The sequence below is a fragment of the Thalassospira sp. MCCC 1A01428 genome (assembly GCF_002115825.1).
Classification (GTDB): domain Bacteria; phylum Pseudomonadota; class Alphaproteobacteria; order Rhodospirillales; family Thalassospiraceae; genus Thalassospira.
Genome location: NZ_JFJZ01000017.1, coordinates 60683 through 79231, shown reverse-complemented (window position 1 = coordinate 79231; position 18549 = coordinate 60683). Strand labels below are relative to the sequence as shown.

Here is an 18549-nt window from a genome sequence, read left to right as displayed (position 1 = left end):
CACTTAGGGTGAGTGCTTGGTAACGCGGCAACGTTTGAAGGGGCAGGCGTTGAACATTGAATGGGCACATGCGGGTGCGGAATCCGAAGAGGGTCGCTATCCTCTGACGTCACCGCAATCTGCAATCTGGCTGGATCGGGATAAGGGAAACGATCCTGCACGCTATAATATCTGCAATGTCATAACATTTGAGGGTAACCTTGATATTGCAGCCTTGCATCAGGCGATTATTCGCACTGAACGGGAAAATGATGCGCTGCGACTGCGTTTTTGCGATGAAAATGGCGACATTTCGCAGTCATTTGCGCCCGCCTGTTTGCCCACGGACTTTAGCGTTGTTGATTTACGTTTTTCCGACAATATCGAGGCTTCTGCCTGTGAAGAAGTGCGTTATGCCCGCACCCGTCTGATTGGTCCTGATGGTAATATCCATTGTCGCCACCGGTTGCTGCGACTGGCAAATGACCGTTACTGGTGGGTTCGGGTTTATCATCACCTTGTTTGCGACGGGTTTGCTGGCAATTTAATGGCGGATCGGGTTGCAGAAATATATCGGGCTTCACAGTCTGGCGTGGCAGCCCCCGATACCAGCTTCCGACCTTATCGCGAATTTATCGCCTCGGAAATTGCCTATGTGAACAGCCCCGCCTATCAACGCGATTTGGCCTATTGGACCGAACGTTTGGCATCCGATAAACCGGTCACGCGCTTTTCATCCCGGCCCGAGCGACAGGCCAGCCAGCAGGCGCAAGTGTTGCTGGGTTTTGACGGGGAGAAACTGGTCGCGCTTGAAGACGTCGCCAGCCAGTGCCAGACTTCACCGACGTCGGTGATGATGGCAACCTTTATTATGTTGCTGGCCGAAGTAAGTGGAAATCGCCATCCCGTGATGACCTTGCCGGTACTTAACCGGATCGGGCGTAATGAACGCAACATGCCAGGAACATTTTCCTGTGTTGTGCCGCTCGATGTTAACCTTGACCAGCATGCCAGCTTTGCCGAACTGGCCCAAAACATATTTACCAGAATACGTCGTGATGTGCGTCATATTCGCCTTGGTCCGGTGCGGATGCGCGCGGCAATGCTGGGTGCGAAAAGTCTGTCGGGTAGCGGGGCATTTTTTAACAGTCTCGGGTTGATTTCGGCGCCGGATTTTGCCGACATAAAAACAAAATACCAGCATGTTTATACCGGTCCGGTTGCTGATTTGGGGTTGGTCTTCCTGACCGAAGAACTGGGCAATGACGAACGGGAAGGCGCGCTGATTTGGCAATACAACGCCGAACGGATCAATCTGGACGAGGTTAAGAAAATTGCCGCCCGGTTTGAGGTGTTACTCGACGCAGTTATTGCCGATGGCGGACAACAACCGATCGCCACGATTAGCCATAATATGCAGGCTGTTGTTGATCTGGATTTGCCAGGTTTGCGCGGTGATCTGGCACAAACAGCAAAACAGGATGATATTCTTCCTGTTGTTCTGCCAACGCAAATGTCCGCCGCCCGGCAAGGTGAATTGATCATTGAAATTAGCCGTATCTGGGAAGGGTTAATTCAGGTTGATGCTATTGACCCTGATGCCAATCTGTTCGAAATCGGGGCACATTCGTTGCTGGTGCCGCGTGCTCAGTTTGCCTTGTCAAAACTGGCTGGCCGTAAAATTGCGTCGGTCGAAATTTTTGAGCATTCAACCATCCGGTCTTTTGTGCGGCATCTCGGCGCGCTTGAGGCACCAGATGAGATGGTAGACGAACGTGTCGTTGCAGTTGCAGGCGTTCAAGATGTACCGGCCCCCCAACATCAGATAATGGCTGATCCCATCCGCAAGGCAGAGCCAGCGGAGGCATTGGCGGCATCTTCTGACCCGTATGTTTGGCAATTATCCGCCAATACATCGTCGGCGCTGGACGACAAAATCGCCGACCTGCACAGGCGGGTGACGACCATGGTGGATCATGCCGATCTGCATGATGTGACTGCCGGGGTTGACGATAAACTGGATGGATCGGTTCGTGCGGTTGTTGTTGCGGCGGATAAGGCAACAGCATGCCAGGCTTTACGGGATGAAACATCACCTGCCCGCATTTCGGGCACGGTGCCTATGGTCGTGCCGCCGGTTGTTTTGATGTTTGCGGGGCAGGGTGCCCAAAAGCCGGGCATGGCCCGGGCCCTTTATAACACCGATATTCGGTCAGCCGATCTGATTGACCGTGCCTGCACGACGGTTGCGCGCCTTTCCGGCCCGCAAGATTTGCGCGATCTTTTGGTCGTTTCGGACGGCAATAGCGATGATGTTGAACGCCTTGCCCAAACAGCCTGCACGCAACCTGCTTTGTTTATTTTTGAATATGCACTGGCCGATTATTTGATTCGCCGCGGCGTGCAGCCTGCTGCTTTGATTGGGCATAGCATTGGTGAATATGTTGCAGCATGTCTTGCCGGTGTTATGTCCTTTGACGATGCATTGCGTTTGGTTGTTTTGCGCGGACGGCTGATGGAAGCCACAAAACCAGGGGCAATGTATGCCCTGTCAATGGTTGCGACCGATGTTGACGAATTATTAGCCGCATTTGGGGGCGATTTGGCAATCGCGGCGGCAAACGGCCCGCGCCAGCATGTTGTTGCAGGATCAGTCGATGCGATTGAACGGCTGGCAAAGCACCTGGACCAGCGCGGTAAACCTGGTCGAAGATTGACTGTTTCCCAGGCATTTCATTCTTCATTGATGGATCAGATTCTTGATCAGTTTCGCGATGTGGTTGCCAATGTAAATCTTTCTGCGCCGAAAATTCCGGTGCAGTCAAATCTGACAGGCCAATGGCTTTCAGATGCCAATGCAACAAGCCCGGATTACTGGGTTTCCCATTTGCGCAATACGGTTCGGTTTGCCGATAATATCACAGGGTTGCTGGCAACATTGCCGGGCGCTTTGTTGGTTGAATGCGGTTTTGGTAACACGCTTTGTCGGCTGGCAGCGGTAAATGGCGTTAAAGTCAGCCAGTGCATCCCCCTGCAGCCGGCATTAAACGCTGCCCAAACTACGGACGACGACACTACCGGTTCGCTCGCATTGCTGCGCGGTGTTGCTAAAATGTGGGTGAACGGGGTTGATGTTAAACCGGGTGCTGCAACGGCACAGTTGCACGATCGGAACGACGGGGAAGTTGCCGCATACCCACAGACAGGCATGACAAACAAGACATCCGGTTGTGTTTTTGTTGGCGGGGATACTGCCCGTGCTGGTGATGCCCCGATCATTGCCATATTTCCCGCGCATCCGGCGATAGAAGGCCAATGGCTGGCACGCCGTGACCTGCCGCCAGATGATCGATATCATATTGTGTCTAGCCTGCGTTTACCGGATGGAGCCGGGTTTGATGCATTGCGGTTGGTGCTCGATAAAATCGTTGCCCGGCACGAAGCATTGCGCTCAACCTTTGTCGAGCAGGAAGGCGAACTGGTTCAACGTGTTCACGCCCATATGGCGGTTCCGTTTATGTGCCTTGACCAGTTTGAGGATATTCGGACCGGGTTGTTTGACATTGAAAAGGGGCCGTTGGCCCGGTTTGGTTATGTTGAAAAAACCAGAACGCTACCAGCGCTTCTGGCGGTTGCCGTTGATCATTTGTGTTTTGACGGTCAGTCTTTTGGTTTGCTGCAAGCCGAAATCGAGGCCGAGCTTGCAGGCGAGGAGGTGCGCAAGACCTGCCCGGCCCAGGTTCTGGCCGAGCGGGCCCATCGTGACTTGAAAGGCGAGCGCGGCAACGAAGCCCGCGCATTCTGGCAAAGCCGGACAGAATATTTGCTTGCCGAACGGTTGCCATCTGACCCGATGGCCAATCATAATAACCATGACACGCACGCAGGAAAACGCCTGTTTTGGCGTTTGTCATCCCGGCAAAAGACCGCACTTGATACATTATCGAAATATGCCAGTCGCGCCACCCCGACAGCCTTGTGGACCGCACTGGTCATTGCGGTTATTGCACGTCGCAAGGAAAGTGGTGCCGCTGTTTTGGGCATGCCGTTTGCCGGGCGGGTTGATCAGGATAGCAGGCAATTCCTGGGGTGTTTCGCCAATGTTTTGCCATTAGCGATTACACCCGACATGTCACGTGGCCTTGATGATCTGGTGCAAAAGGTCGGACATGAAATTCTGTCGGTGATGGATGTGCAGGACTATCCTTTGTCGCGGCTAAGCATGGACCTTTCGACCATCTCACGCGGTCCGGTTGGTCTGCCATGTGATGCGGTTAGCATTATTGAAATTAACGAAGACATCTACGACCTTAACGACCTTGATTTTGGGGCTGGCAAGTTCCCGTTGATGTTGGCGCTGGTTAAATGCGGTGCAGGCACACATCTGGCAATCGAATATCAGACCTCGACTTACGGGACACGCTGGGTTGAACATTTCGCCGAACATTTCCTAACCCTGATTTGTGCCTGGGCCGAGGAACCAAAACGCCCGCTGGGCACTGTTGAAATCATTCCGGCCACAGAAAAACAGCTTTTGTTGTCAGACTGGAATGATACCGGGTCAGATTATCCGCGGGATTGTGGCCTTGGGACGTTGCTTGCAAAACGCGTTAAGGACCCGGGTTACCAAGAACGCGTCGCCCTTGATGATGGCACAACGACCCTCACATATCGTGATATGGGCATCAGGCTGGCGTCGATTTCGGCGGAACTTGGCACACTTGGTGTCATGCCAGGTGATATCGTTGGTTTGGCTGCAGCGCGAAACATCGACAGTATTCTTACCTTGCTGGGCATTGCATGGCACGGCGCTGTTTATTTGCCGATCGACAAGGCATTGCCACCGCAGGCAATTAACGATTTGATGGCTGAGTGCGGGGCACAAACCCTGCTATGTGATGCGGATGAATATCAACGTCTGTCAGAACTGCAAAAGTTATATAATATGGCAGGGCTGCCGGATGGAAAAGAACCGGAAAGTACAAACGAGCATCCACTTGCAGCCAGCCGGGCGGGCAATGATCCTGCCTATGTTATGTTTACATCGGGTTCTACCGGAAAGCCCAAAGGGGTTCTGATACCTAACCGGGCGGTTGCGCGGCTGGTTCTGAATAATAAAAGCCTGCCTTTTGATGAAAACGATGTCATTGCCCAGGCTGCTCCGCTTGGTTTTGATGCTTCGACACTGGAAATATGGGCGGCTGTTTTAAATGGCGGGCGTTTATGTATTATTGCCGATGATGCACTTTTTGACCCGGGCATGATGCGCGTGGCAATTTGCCGCGGAAATGTATCGACGATGTGGCTGACATCCAGCCTGTTAAACCGCATTGCTGACGAGGCCCCTGAAAGTTTCCAGACGTTAAACCGCCTGTTAAGCGGTGGCGAAGTATTAAGCCCGGCTCATATCGCAAGGATCCGGGCCGCTTGCCCGGATTTGACGCTGATCAACGGGTATGGACCGACTGAAAACACGACCTTTACCTGCACGCACACTATTAGCGATGCGGATATTGCCACTGGTAATATTCCAATTGGCACGCCTGTTGGCAACAGCCGGGTTTACATCCTTGATGCGCGCGGGGAAGTTACCCCGATTGATGTTTGGGGTGAATTATATGCTGCGGGTGACGGGTTGGCGCTGGGCTATACCGGGGCGAAGGAACGCACCGAAAAAGCGTTTGTTACGGTAAATTGTCTGGGCGACGAACGGTTGTATAAAACCGGAGACCGGGCACGCTGGCGTGCAAATGGTGTGATTGAATTTGGCGGGCGCAATGATAGCCAGGTTAAAATTCGCGGGCACCGGGTCGAACTGGGTGCAATTGAAGACAAATTATCGATGCAAGATGGCATCCGTAATGTTTGCGTCATGGCGATCGGGAAGGGTGCCGATGCGTTTTTGGGGGCTGCTATTGCCGCCGACAATGATCAGCGTGATATCTGGACGGGTGCGCTTTCTCGCGATTTGCCTGGTTATATGATTCCTGAGCGTATCGTGGTGCTGGATCATTTGCCCGTTACAGTAAACGGTAAAGTGGATCGATCGCGCCTGCGTGAGATTTTGCTGGTGGCGGAAACACGTGTTGATGCGCAGGCAGATGCCGATGCCGACGACGTGCAACTGGTGATCAACCAGTTTCAAAGGTTATTTGGCGATAAGGAAATCACCCCGAATTCGGATTTCTTTGCCCTTGGCGGGCACAGTCTGATTGCAATGCGTTTGGCCGGGCTTATCGAAAAACAGTCAGGTTTTCGGCCAAAATTGCAGGATATTTTTGCGGCCCGAACGGTTGAAAACGTTGCGCGACTGGTTGCGAATAACCGCCAGGTTTCAACCGGGCAAACTTTGTTGCGTACCCAGGGAGATGTTTTCCCATTATCAAGTGGACAGGCCAGATTATGGGTTTTGCAGCGATTGCAACCGGAACTGGCGGTTTATTCCGTCCCGGCGACACTGGAAATTACCGGGGCAATTGATGCAGCTGCATTACAACGTGCCCTTTTTGCCCTTGAAGACCGCCAGCATGCCTTGCGCCTGCGCTTTCGCGCAGACCCCGAACATCCTGATGGGGTAAGCCAGTATCTTGCGCCGGCAGGCAGCTGGATATTGCAGCGCCATCAGATGACCGAGGATACAGCGCGCCAGTTCGTCACCCGGGAAACAGCACGCCCGTTTGACCTGGATAATGCATCAATGAGCCGTGCTGATTTGATTACGCTGGCGCCGGATCGTCACTGGCTGATGATATCGTTGCATCATGCCATATGCGATGGTTGGTCGATGCCGGTGTTATTACGTGAAATTGCTGCTTTTTATGGTGCTGAAACAGGGGCTACGCCGCCGCATTTGCCCGAAATTGACCGTCATTATGAAGATTTTGCCAGTTGGCAGCGGGGCTTTTTACAAAGTGATGCAGGCAAGGATGCCATTATCCGCTGGAAAGACCGGCTGGATCCATTATGTGAACCACTGAACCTGCCGACCGATTATCCGCGCCCGGCAGAGCGCCGGTTTTTGGGTGATTTTGTTGATTTTGATATTGATGCTGATAATGCCAGGTTAATTGATGCGGCAGCAATTCGTCATGGCACAACGGCCTTTAATATCCTGACAGCCCTGGTGCAGGTTCTGCTTTATCGCCATTGCGGGCAAACCGATATTCCACTGGGGATGCTGGTGGCTGGTCGCGAGCATGGCGCATTCGACAATACCATCGGCTTTTTTGTTAATACGGTTCCGTTACGCCAGAAAATTAACCCTGAGCAATCGTTTGATGCGCACCTTACCCAAACCGGTAAATGTATCAGCGATGCGTTGGCCGACCAGTCCGTGCCATTTGAAGTGATTGTGAATGCGGTTAATGCCCCGCGTGATCTGTCGCGCAATCCATTATTTGATGTGCTTGTCGCGTGGCAGGACGGGACGCCTGAAATGGGCCATTTGGGTGGTGCCGGGCTGTCATTGGTCGAAATGCCATTTCTTTATGCCAAATTTGATCTTGGGTTCTATTTCTGGCGGGCCGAAGGGGCCTTGCGTGGTCAGCTTGAATTTGACACCGACCTGTTTGATCGAAATACCGTCAAAAGCGTAATTGCGCGCCTGAACAGTTTGTGCCGTGCGGCATTAAATAATGAACAAACCACGTCGCTTGCGCATCTTGCCATAATGCCAGATGACGAACGCGCCCTGATCGACCAGTTTAACGCGACCACGCTGGACTTGCCTGTTGACCGTTGCATTTCCGAACCCTTCCTTGATCAGGTGGCGCGCACCCCTGATGCCATTGCCGTTGTCGATGAAGGTGGTGAATTATCCTATACGCAGTTTGCACGTCGCGCCGCCGGTATTGCGGCACGGTTGCGGGCGGCAAATATCGGGCGCGGTGATGTCGTTGGCATTGCTGTGCGCCGTTCGATCAATATGCTGGCTGCTGTGCATGGAACTCTTTTGGCGGGTGCGGCTTACAGCCCGCTTGACCCTGATCACCCGGCGCAGCGTCGTCATGACATGCTTGAAGACCTTGGCAAGGAAGCCACCGTTATTACGACTGCCGACTGTGCCGGGTTGTTTGATGGCACCACAACCATCCTGATTGATGGTGCTGACGATGCCGATGTGCCAGTTCTGGCAAGCAAACCCGACGATTTGGCCTATGTGTTGTTTACATCAGGCTCGACCGGGCGCCCCAAAGGGGTGGAAATTATCCATCGGGGTGTTTTGAACCGCATATTATGGATGCAGGATGCATTCCCGATTGGCCCGGGTGATGTGATTTTCCAAAAAACGCCAATCACCTTTGATGTTTCGGTTTGGGAGCTTTTCTGGTGGTCATGGACCGGGGCAAAGGTTGTTTTGCCGTCCCCCGGTGCTGAACGCGACCCGCAACAAATCGCCAGTGAAATTGACCGGCATCAGGTAACGATCATTCATTTCGTACCGTCCATGCTGGCAACGTTTTTGTTTGCCATTGAAAGTGGTATGGTTGAGGCGGCCCAACTGTCCAGTTTGCGCCGGGTTTTTGCCAGTGGCGAGGCCCTGGATGCCGCGACGGTCAGGCGGTTTAATGAATTGTTACATCAGCCGTTCGGAACCGAACTTCATAACCTTTACGGGCCGACCGAAGCCACAGTTGATGTAACCTGGCAGGCGTGTTCGCCCCATCAAACCGGTGGCATTGTTCCTATTGGCAAACCGATTGCCAATACCACGGTGCAAATTCTGGGTCAGGAAATGGATGTTCTGCCCATTGGTGTAACTGGTGAAATTGTTTTGGGCGGCGTCCAAATTGCGTTGGGGTATCGCAATCGGCCTGAACTAAGTGCGGAAAAATTCCCCAGTGACCCGCATAATGATGGCGGTCGCCTTTATCGCACCGGTGATCTGGGCCGGTGGCGGCGTGATGGCACGGTCGAGTATCTGGGCCGCATTGATCATCAGGTTAAAATTCGCGGTTTCCGTATTGAATGCGGCGAGGTCGAGGCGGCACTTGAAAGCCACCCATTTGTTGAACGTGCGCCAGTCAAGGCTGTGAAAGTTGGCGGTTTTGACGAATTGCATGCTTTTGTTCTGGGCAAGGATGGTCTGAGCGTTTCAGATTTGCGTGACCATTTGCGCCAGCGACTGCCCGAATATATGATCCCGGCGCGGTTCTTTGCCCTTGATCATTTGCCGCAAACCAGCAGCGGCAAGGTGGATCGCAAGGCGCTGTCGGGCCAGCCGATGGTTGCGAGCAAAGCCCCATCGGCTGGCCAGCAAAAGCAAGATGAAAAAACGGTGTTATCGGCCAGTGAACAGGGCCAGATCGAATTAAAAATACGCCAGTTATGGCAACAGGTTTTACCCGACATTGACCCCGGCCGGGACGACGGTTTTTTTGACATCGGCGGCAATTCCCTTTTGCTGTTAAAATTGTTTGAAAAGATCAACACTATTTGGCCCGGTAAAATGGGTGTTGCCGATCTGTTTGCCAATCCGTCGATTTCCCGCCAGGCTGATTATTTGACCGGGCAAAATGCACATTCACCCGCAAGTAATATCGCATTACGCGCGAACGGTCATTTTGCTACTGACGAACCGATTGCCATTATTGGCATGGGTGTTCGGGTGGCCGGTGCCGACGATTTTGATCGTTTTTGGCAAAACATTGCGGCCGGGCGCGATCACGTCGGGGCGTTACCAGCCACACGCGACGCCGAAACCCGCGAACTTTTTACCGTAATGGGCAAAGCCGTTCCCAAACAGTTTCGCGAAGCGGCCTATCTTGACAGTATTTTTGATTTTGATGCCGCCCGTTTCCGTATGGCACCGGTCGATGCCGGGTTGCTGGACCCGGAACAACGGTTGTTTATTGAAACGGCCCTGATGGCGATGGAAGATGCCGGTTATGGTGGCAATGCGTTGCGGGGCCAGAATGTGGGGGTTTTTGCAGGCGGTGGTGCCAACCCGGTGTGGCGGGTTGCAATGGAACATGTTGCAAAAACCCGGGCTGAACAGGTTTTCGCCCTGAATGTGCCATCAAACATTGTGACACGTTTGTCGTTCCTGAAAGACTGGCATGGCCCGGCGCAGGTAGTGGATACGGCTTGTTCATCGTCGCTGGTTGCGGTGCATCAGGCCTGCCAGAATTTGCGCAATGGCACATGCACGGTCGCCATTGCCGGTGGTGCCAAATTATTACCCTGTCCGCCCGATGCGGCAGGCGGGTTTACAATTGATTCCTCAACCGCGCGCACCCGCGCCTTTGATGCCAGTGCCGATGGTACCGGCATGGGTGAAGGTAGTGTTATTTTCGTTCTGAAACCCTTAAGTGCAGCCATGCAGGATGGCGATAATATCCATGCTATTATTCGCGGCAGTGCTGTTAACCAGGATGGTGCATCCAGCGGCGCGGCAGCCCCCAATCCCGCAATGCAGGCCGAGGTTATTGCGCAGGCCGCCCGGGCCGCTGACATTGACCTAACTACCATTTCATATTTCGAAGCACATGGAACGGGAACCGCGTTAGGCGACCCGATCGAAATTGATGGTCTAACACGGGCATTTGCGGGTGCCCACCCCATCGTCGATCCTGCCTATATTGGTTCAGCCAAGGGGAATTTCGGGCATCTTGATGGTGCTGCCGGGGCCTTGGGCCTTGCACGGGCTATTATGGTGTTGCGCCATGGCGACGTACCGCCGCAGCCGTTTTTTGAAACGCCAAACCCGGCGATTGATTTTGGCCGTGCCCCGGTGCGTGTTACCGGGCATTTGGCAAAACTTCCTGATCGCGGCGCAGGTATTCCGCGCCGGGCCGGTGTCAGTTCGTTCGGGCTTAGTGGCATTAACGCCCATATTGTGCTCGAGGCGGCACCCGCCCGTTTGCAAGCCGATGATACCGGGCAAACTGACAGGGATCATTTTATCGTTTCTCTTTCTGCCAGCAGCCCTGACGCGTTACGCGAATATGGTAAAAACTTACTGAGAACACTTAAAAAAACGCCCGCTCTTTCGGTTCGCGATATTGCTTTCACCCTGGCTACCGGGCGAGATTCCCTGAAATATCGATTTGCGGTTGCAGTTCATGATTGTGATGCCTTGGAAAGTCATCTTGAACGCTTGGTAAACGGTGATGGGCACATTGGCGAAGCAACCAATGGCGGGCAAAACCACAAGGTTGATGCCATTGTTGCCGTGACCGATGATGTAACCGCGCAAACACAAATATCAGCCTATCTTAATGGTGCGGTGCTGGCTTGGCCTGAAAATTACAGGGCGCGGCGGGTGTCCCTGCCGTCGGCCCCTTACGTTCGTAAACCCTGCAAACCGGTGTTTGATGTTAAAATAGCAAAAGCTGTTTCTGTGTTGCAGGGGCCGGTTGAAACTGCCACTGCTCGCAGTTTTGCAATCAACATTAACGATCCGGGATTTTGGCCGGCAAATGAACATCGCCTGAACGGCCAACCAACCCTTGTTGGCATGGCGGTTCCTGCATTGATTGCACAGGCGGTTGCCCAAATGGGGAATGGTGCTGGTCCGGTTTGTCTGTCTGATCTGGTATGGCACCATGCTTTGATGGTAAACGCCGTTCCTGATGGCAACGTGACACTTTCATTTGGCAATGATCACAGCGTGGAACTGGGGGGCCGCCTTAAAAATGGTCAGTGGCGTGTGTTTGCCAGTGCGCGTTATACGCAGGCCGCCTCTGATGTTGATGGTAACAACCTGTCGCTGGCGGCCTTTCGCGCGAAGGCAACAGTTTCTGTGCCGTTGGCGGCATTTATCGGGCATTTTGGGGCCATTACAACCAGTTCACGCTGGGATTGCACCGTTTCGCTATATTCTGACCCGGCCAAAACCGTTGCGATAAAACAGTTGCGCTTGTCATCGCAATATCATGCGGATCTGCAAAACTGGGTGTATCACCCAGCACTTGCCGATGTTGCATGTAGCATGGCCCTGGATAATCAGAACGGTCCGTCTGTGCCAGTTGGTGTGGATGACGTAATTGTTTATGGTGCGTCTGGCACCGATATTTTGGCGTGCGGAGAATTACAACCATCAGGCAAGCTGAATGTTACACTGTTTAACGGTGTAACCGGCCAGCCTGTTGTTGCTGTAAGAGGTATCCGCTTTGCCAAAACCGGCCAAAATGCCTTAAATCAGGGGCCAACGACCCTTGAAATAAGTTGGCACCCCGAAAATGTTGAGGCACATCCGTGTCCGGTCGGCTGCCTGTTTATTGCTGATGGTGATTTTTGGCCGGTGCCAAAACAATGTCGGCTTGTTCACCCTGAAACGCTGGATAAAGCAACCTTTGCCGGGGTTTCACACGCGATTGTGGCCTTGCAACCCGGGGTGGATGCCGTATTGCGCACGGCCCAGGTGTTGCGAAATGTTCTGCGAAATATAAGTGGGCCGTTGCGTCTGACAGTGGTTGGGTGCGGGGCATTTGCCCCGGATGGTGAATTTGCAATCGACCCGGACCAGTCTGCGGCGGCAGGTGTTGTTATTGCCGCTGCTCACGAAGAACCAAAATTGACCCTGAGTTATGCCGATATGCCGCCAGATGCGGTTTCATCCGTTATCGGGTCGGAACTGGCGGCAATTCCTTCGCGGGACCCGGTTGTGGTTTATCGCAATGGACAACGGTTGGTCCGCGATCTGGCAATGTTTGAAAATTATGACAGTGCCAACCAATCCAACTGGCCCGATCACGGGGTATGCGTGGTTACAGGGGGTACTGGTGGTTTTGGCCTGGCGCTGGCGGTCGAAATGGCCGCAGGCGGCAAGGTTGAACTGGCTTTTATTGGCCGCCGTGACGAAGCATTGCTTGATGCTGAAACAAAAAGTCGGCTTGCGGCCTTGCGGGCCGAGGGCATCGATATTTCACTGTTTTCCTGTGATGTATCGGATCAAAAATCCCTTGATCAAACCCTGGCGCACATCAGAAGCAATCTGGGGCCGATTACGGCCATTGTCCATGCGGCCGGCCTTGCCGATGGCGGGTTTCTTGCCATGCGGGATATGGACAGTTTTAACGATATTTTGTCGGCCAAGATTGCCGGTGCGCGGAACCTGGATCAGTTAACATTGAACGATCCGGTTCAGGCATTTGTCATGTTTGGCAGTGTTACAGCGATAACCGGTGCGCCGGGGCAATCGGCTTATTGTGCGGCCAACGGGTTTCTGGACGGGTTTGCATTTTATCGTCGCGCACAGGGCCGCCCCGCAATGGTGATTGACTGGTGTACCCTTGCCGGTCAGGGTATGGCGGCGCGAAACAATGTTGTTCTTCATGACGGCGCATGGGTTTCACCGCAACAGGCTGTGTCTTTGTGGCGCAGGGCTCTTGATTGTGGTTTGGCACAGGTTGTTGTGCTTGATCCAGCGGTTTTGGGCCATAACCAGTCCACCGAAGTTGCCGTTAAAACCCCTGCCGTAGCTGATCGTGTATTGCCAACACCGACCCGCAATACGATCGCACGTATTGCCGCGATATGGGCCGAGACGCTGGGATATGACACACTAGACATAACCGAGGATTTCTTTGCGCTTGGCGGGGATTCGATTACAGGGATGCAAATCGTTGATCGAATGCAAAACGATTTATCCCTGTCCTTGACAATTTCCGATCTGTTTTCGGCATCGTCGGTCGTGTCGTTGGCCCGATTGCTTGGGGTGGGCGAAACAGACGCAGATATTATGACGTCTGGCAGGGACGTGGATACCGGCGGTAAACAAGTGGACCCGATTGTCGCAATTGGCCGTATTTGGGCGGAAACACTTGGCTATGATGCCGTCGACCCGGCCGAGGACTTTTATGCACTGGGTGGTGATTCAATAACCGGAATGCAAATTGTTGACCGGATGACGCAGGAGCTTGGTTATTCGCTGAGCCTGGCTGATTTGTTTGAACATTCCACTGTCGCAGGGCTAGGTAAAAAGCTGCTTGATCCGTGGCCGGAGAATAGCGAGTTTGGTTATGATGGGCATAACCAAATTGCCGGTTTTGATGATGCGCCAGCGAATTTTGTGCCGCAAGTAACCGCCGATCAGCCCGGTGACGACAACACACACCGGATGGCGTTAATAACGTACCCGGCTGCCCCTGAACAATTGTCGGTTTTAAATGCCGGGCAAAAGGGGAATATGGGCACGGCATTTAATTTGCCCCATGCCTTTTTGCTTGATGACACCGTTGATATGGGGCGTTTGCGTGCAGTGATCACGCAACTGATTATACGTCACGAAATTCTTCGCACCCGGATATCCACACAGGGCGACAGTTGGCAGATGGAGGTTCTGAAACCTGAACACGCCATGCCCGACCTGACACCGGTTATGGTTGATGGTGAGGTTGAAGATGCCTGTGCCAGGCTGGTGAGAGCATTTGATCTGAACAGCGAAATTCCTGTTCGCTGGCAATTCCTGACGGACCAAACCGGCAAATTGGCTTTGTTTTTCGATATACATCACGTCCTGGCTGACGGTTCTACGACGGAACGGTTATTGGGTGATTTGTTTGAATTGTATCTTGGCAAAACGTTGTTGCCGTTAAAACATCAGTTAAGTGATTATGCCCTGTGGTGCCAGCGGGGGGAAAACCAGGCCCGGTTGGCGGATGCCAAAAACTATTGGCAGGCAAAGTATCGCGGTGCGTTGCCGATGATCAATTTGCCATCTGATCGGCGGAGGCCGGCATTTCATACTTTTAACGGTGAAATTACGTCGTTTGAATTGGACAGCAACTTGCTGGCTGACGCTCGTAAATTTGCTGCCACGCAGCGGGTGACGATGTTTACCCTGATCCTGTCGACCTGGTTTGCCGTTTTGTCACGGTTGGCCGAAACAAGTGATCTGGTTATCAGCGTTCCTGTAGATGCACGGGATGCGAACGGGTTCCGCGATATGCCCGGTATGATGGTGTCCCTGTTGCCGTTGCGAACCTGCCTTGAGGATGGTGAAACTGTAAAATCACTGCTGGCTAAAATGCAGTCCCAACATGTAGAGGCTTTACGCCATCGCGCTTATTTTCTGGACATGTTGCTAGATGATTTATGCCCACCGGCTGCGCCAGATCGGACATTGCTGTCGGAAATATCACTTTCCTATATGAACTATCGGGCTGCTGCAGATAATACCAATACACATATTCGTCCCGTTGGGCTGATGCGGCACCATTGCAAAAATGATCTGTCAATTTTTGTGCGTGATCTTCCCGAGCGCATGACAATCTCGTTTGATTATTACGCCGATATGTTTGATCGCACCCGGATGGATGATTTGGGGCGTATTTTCGCCGCAACCTTGCGCCGCCTGATCCGTAGTGACAGTCAGAAACTTGATGCTATCAGCCTGTTACCGGCAGAACAGAGCGCACAGTTTGACCTGTGGGAAAATGGCCCCGATATTCCGATAACGATGCACGAGGGGTTGTTTGCCGAATTTTCCCGGCAGGTTGCTTTGGCACCAGACAATTGTGCCGTGCGTGATGCAGGGGGTTCCTGGAGCTATGCTGACCTTGCAGCACGGGCCGGGGCGATTGCCAAGTATCTTGTGAATGCCGGTGTCGGACAAGGCGATCTTGTTGCCATGCATATTGATCGCGGGCGCGAAGCCATTGCTGTAATACTGGGGATTACGGCCCTTGGTGCCGGTTATGTCCCGCTCGATGCGGCTTATCCGGCGGAACGTAATCTGTTTATTCTTGGTGATAGTAACGCCACACTGGTTTTGGTTGATGATGTGGGCCGGGCCTCATTGGCAGATATTGCCAATGACGCGGTTCGGATGTGTCATGTCGCTGATATACCTGATATCGGAGGCGAATTTGTGGCCCCGGTTCTTGATGTTCCGGAACGCGCACCGGCCTATCTTATGTATACATCCGGGTCCACCGGGCAGCCAAAAGGGGTGCTGATCGAACAGGGCGCTGTCATGCGGTTGGCGCAAGGGGCGGATTACACCGGGCTTTGCGCAGGTGCCGTGATGGCCCAGGCCGGACCATTGGCATTTGATGCGGCAACACTTGAAATTTGGGTGCCTTTGTTAACCGGGGCCGAAATTGCGGTGATCGCGCGTGATACCGTGCTGGACCCGTCACAATTTGGCGCAGCGCTGGCAGCGTTTGGTATCACGACGATGTATATGAGCGTCGGTTTGTTTAATCGGCAGGTTGATGCCGACCCGGCCAGTTTGTCGCGGTTGCGGACATTAATGATCGGCGGGGAAAGTATCAGCAAATCGCATGTATCCAAATTCATGGATATTTGCCCGGATACCAGTTTGATTAACGGCTATGGCCCGACGGAAAGTACAACATTTGCAACCGTGACGCCGATTTTGCGTTCCGATATTTGCGAAGACAGCGATTTTACAATCATTGGTCGGCCGATTGCCCATACCAGAACCGTGATTCGTGATGCCCACGGTTTGCGGACACCGGTTGGTGTATGGGGCGAGTTAATGATTGGCGGGGACAGGCTGGCACGTGAATATTGGTGTCAGCCGGAACTGACAGCAGAAAGGTTTGTTTCTGATCCTGATAAACCCGGTGCGCGCCTTTATCGCACGGGAGATATTGCCCGCTGGACGGGTGATGGCCGGATCGAATTTGGCGGCAGACGCGATAATCAGATCAAGCTGCGGGGATTTCGGGTTGAACTTGATGAAATCGAACATCAGTTACAACAGGCACCTGACATTCAGAATGCGGTGGTTTTGTACAACCGTGACGGGGTACATGGCGGCGAGATTATCGGGTGTATTCAGCAAGTACCCGGTGAAAACACTGTGCAGTCCGATGTGTTGTTAGGGGAACTGCAGGCATGGCTTGGCCAACGCCTGCCGGGCTATATGGTGCCGACAAAATGGTATCTGGTTGCCGATATTCCCGTTACGGCGAATGGTAAGGTTGATCGCAACGCATTACTTTCGCAGGTAAATTTGCAATTACCAGCCGGGGCGCAGGCCAGCAACGTTGATAGCAGCCTTAGCCCGGATGAACAGGTGATTGCCGATATTTTCAGCGATGTTTTCCAATTGCCGGTTTACGATCGCAACACCGGCTTTGCGGCGCTGGGGGGGCATAGCCTGATGGCGATCCGCATTGTAAACCGCATTGCTGACCGCATTGGTAAACGCATTAGCATGGCCGATTTTTTTGCCAGCCCGACGATTGCGGCCCTGGCCCGGCATGTGAACAGCCTGCGTCAATCGAACGCAAATACGCAAAAAGCGGGTATTTTACCTGCACCTGTTATGGATGAATATCCGGCCAGCCACGCCCAAAAGCGCCTTTACCTTCTATCCAGGATGGACCGTAACGGTAGCGCCTATGGCATGGTTTATGTGATGCGGTGCGATGGTTCCTTACGTGCCGATATTTTGCAAGAGGCCCTAAAGCGCCTGATTGTGCGTCATGAAACCTTGCGCACAGGTTTTCATGAACAGGACGGGGTGATTACACAACATATCCACCCGGTATCGGCGCCAAATGTTGTTGTTCAGGATGTTTCAAACCATGCCGACCCAGCGCGCGAGGCACTGCGCCTGACCCGTGAAGAAGCGGCCACACCGATAATACTGGATCAGCCCCCGTTAATCCGGGGTCGTATGATTACAGTTGGCAAGAACGAAATTCTTCTGGTTTTAATCACGCATCATATTGTCGGAGACGGCTGGTCATCGCGCATTTTGCAACAGGAACTAGGTGCGCTGTATCAAGCTGTTTTGCATGAAACCGACCCTGTTCTTGCACCGCTTCCGATTAGTTATAAGGATTATGCCTGGTGGCAGGCGGGACAGGATTGGTCGTCGGCGGCTGCCTATTGGCAGGAAAAATTGCGTGGCGCGCCCGGGCAGATTGCCTTGCCGACAGATCGCACGGCACCCGATGTTCAATCCTATCGCGGGGCACATGCACATTTGCAAATTGATCGCCCGGTGCTTGATGGGCTGCACAAACTGGCGCAGACCCACAACACAACGCTGTCGGCGGTTGGTTTGGCCTTGTTTTCGGCCATGCTTTATCGTCTGACACGCCAGCAGGACATGGTTATTGGCATGGGCGTAGCCGGGCGCGAAAGGACCGAGACAGAAGGGTTGATCGGGTTTTTCGTAAATGTTTTGCCGATCCGGGTACAGCTTGACAATGAAACGGAGCTTGGCGCACTGATTGACCGGTTACATGCCAATATTGCCGCGGCGCTTGACCGGCAGGATTACCCGTTCGATGAACTGGTGCGCGCCGTTGCCCCCAAACGGAATGCCAACCGTCAGCCGCTTGTGAATGTCGTATTTGAATATCAACGGTTCGGCGATTTGCCAAGTATGTCAGATACAGGCGATACGTCCGGCCTGCCGCTGGCGAAGGATAACCGGTCGGGTCTGCTGCCCGATAATCTGGATGCCTTTGTCGATAATACAACAGCAAAACATGACGTTATTCTGTTCCTTGTCGAGGAAGCAGGGCAGGCCCGCTTTACGCTGGAATATGATACCGACCTGTTTGATGCCGAAACCATGCGACGCTGGCTTGCCTTTTTGGGCAAATTTGCCAGTGCCGCTGCGCTTGATACCTAAAGGGA

At 53.2% G+C, this 18549-nt stretch carries 1 protein-coding gene; it reads left to right on the top strand.

Going from position 1 to position 18549, the window contains the following annotated elements:
* Window positions 1-49: 49 nt before the first annotated feature.
* The gene (locus THS27_RS14250; protein ID WP_168184903.1) at window positions 50-18544 is read left to right on the top strand and encodes a non-ribosomal peptide synthetase/type I polyketide synthase; all 18495 of its coding nucleotides are present in this window, start codon (window positions 50-52) and stop codon (window positions 18542-18544) included.
* The last annotated feature ends 5 nt before the right edge of the window (window positions 18545-18549 follow it).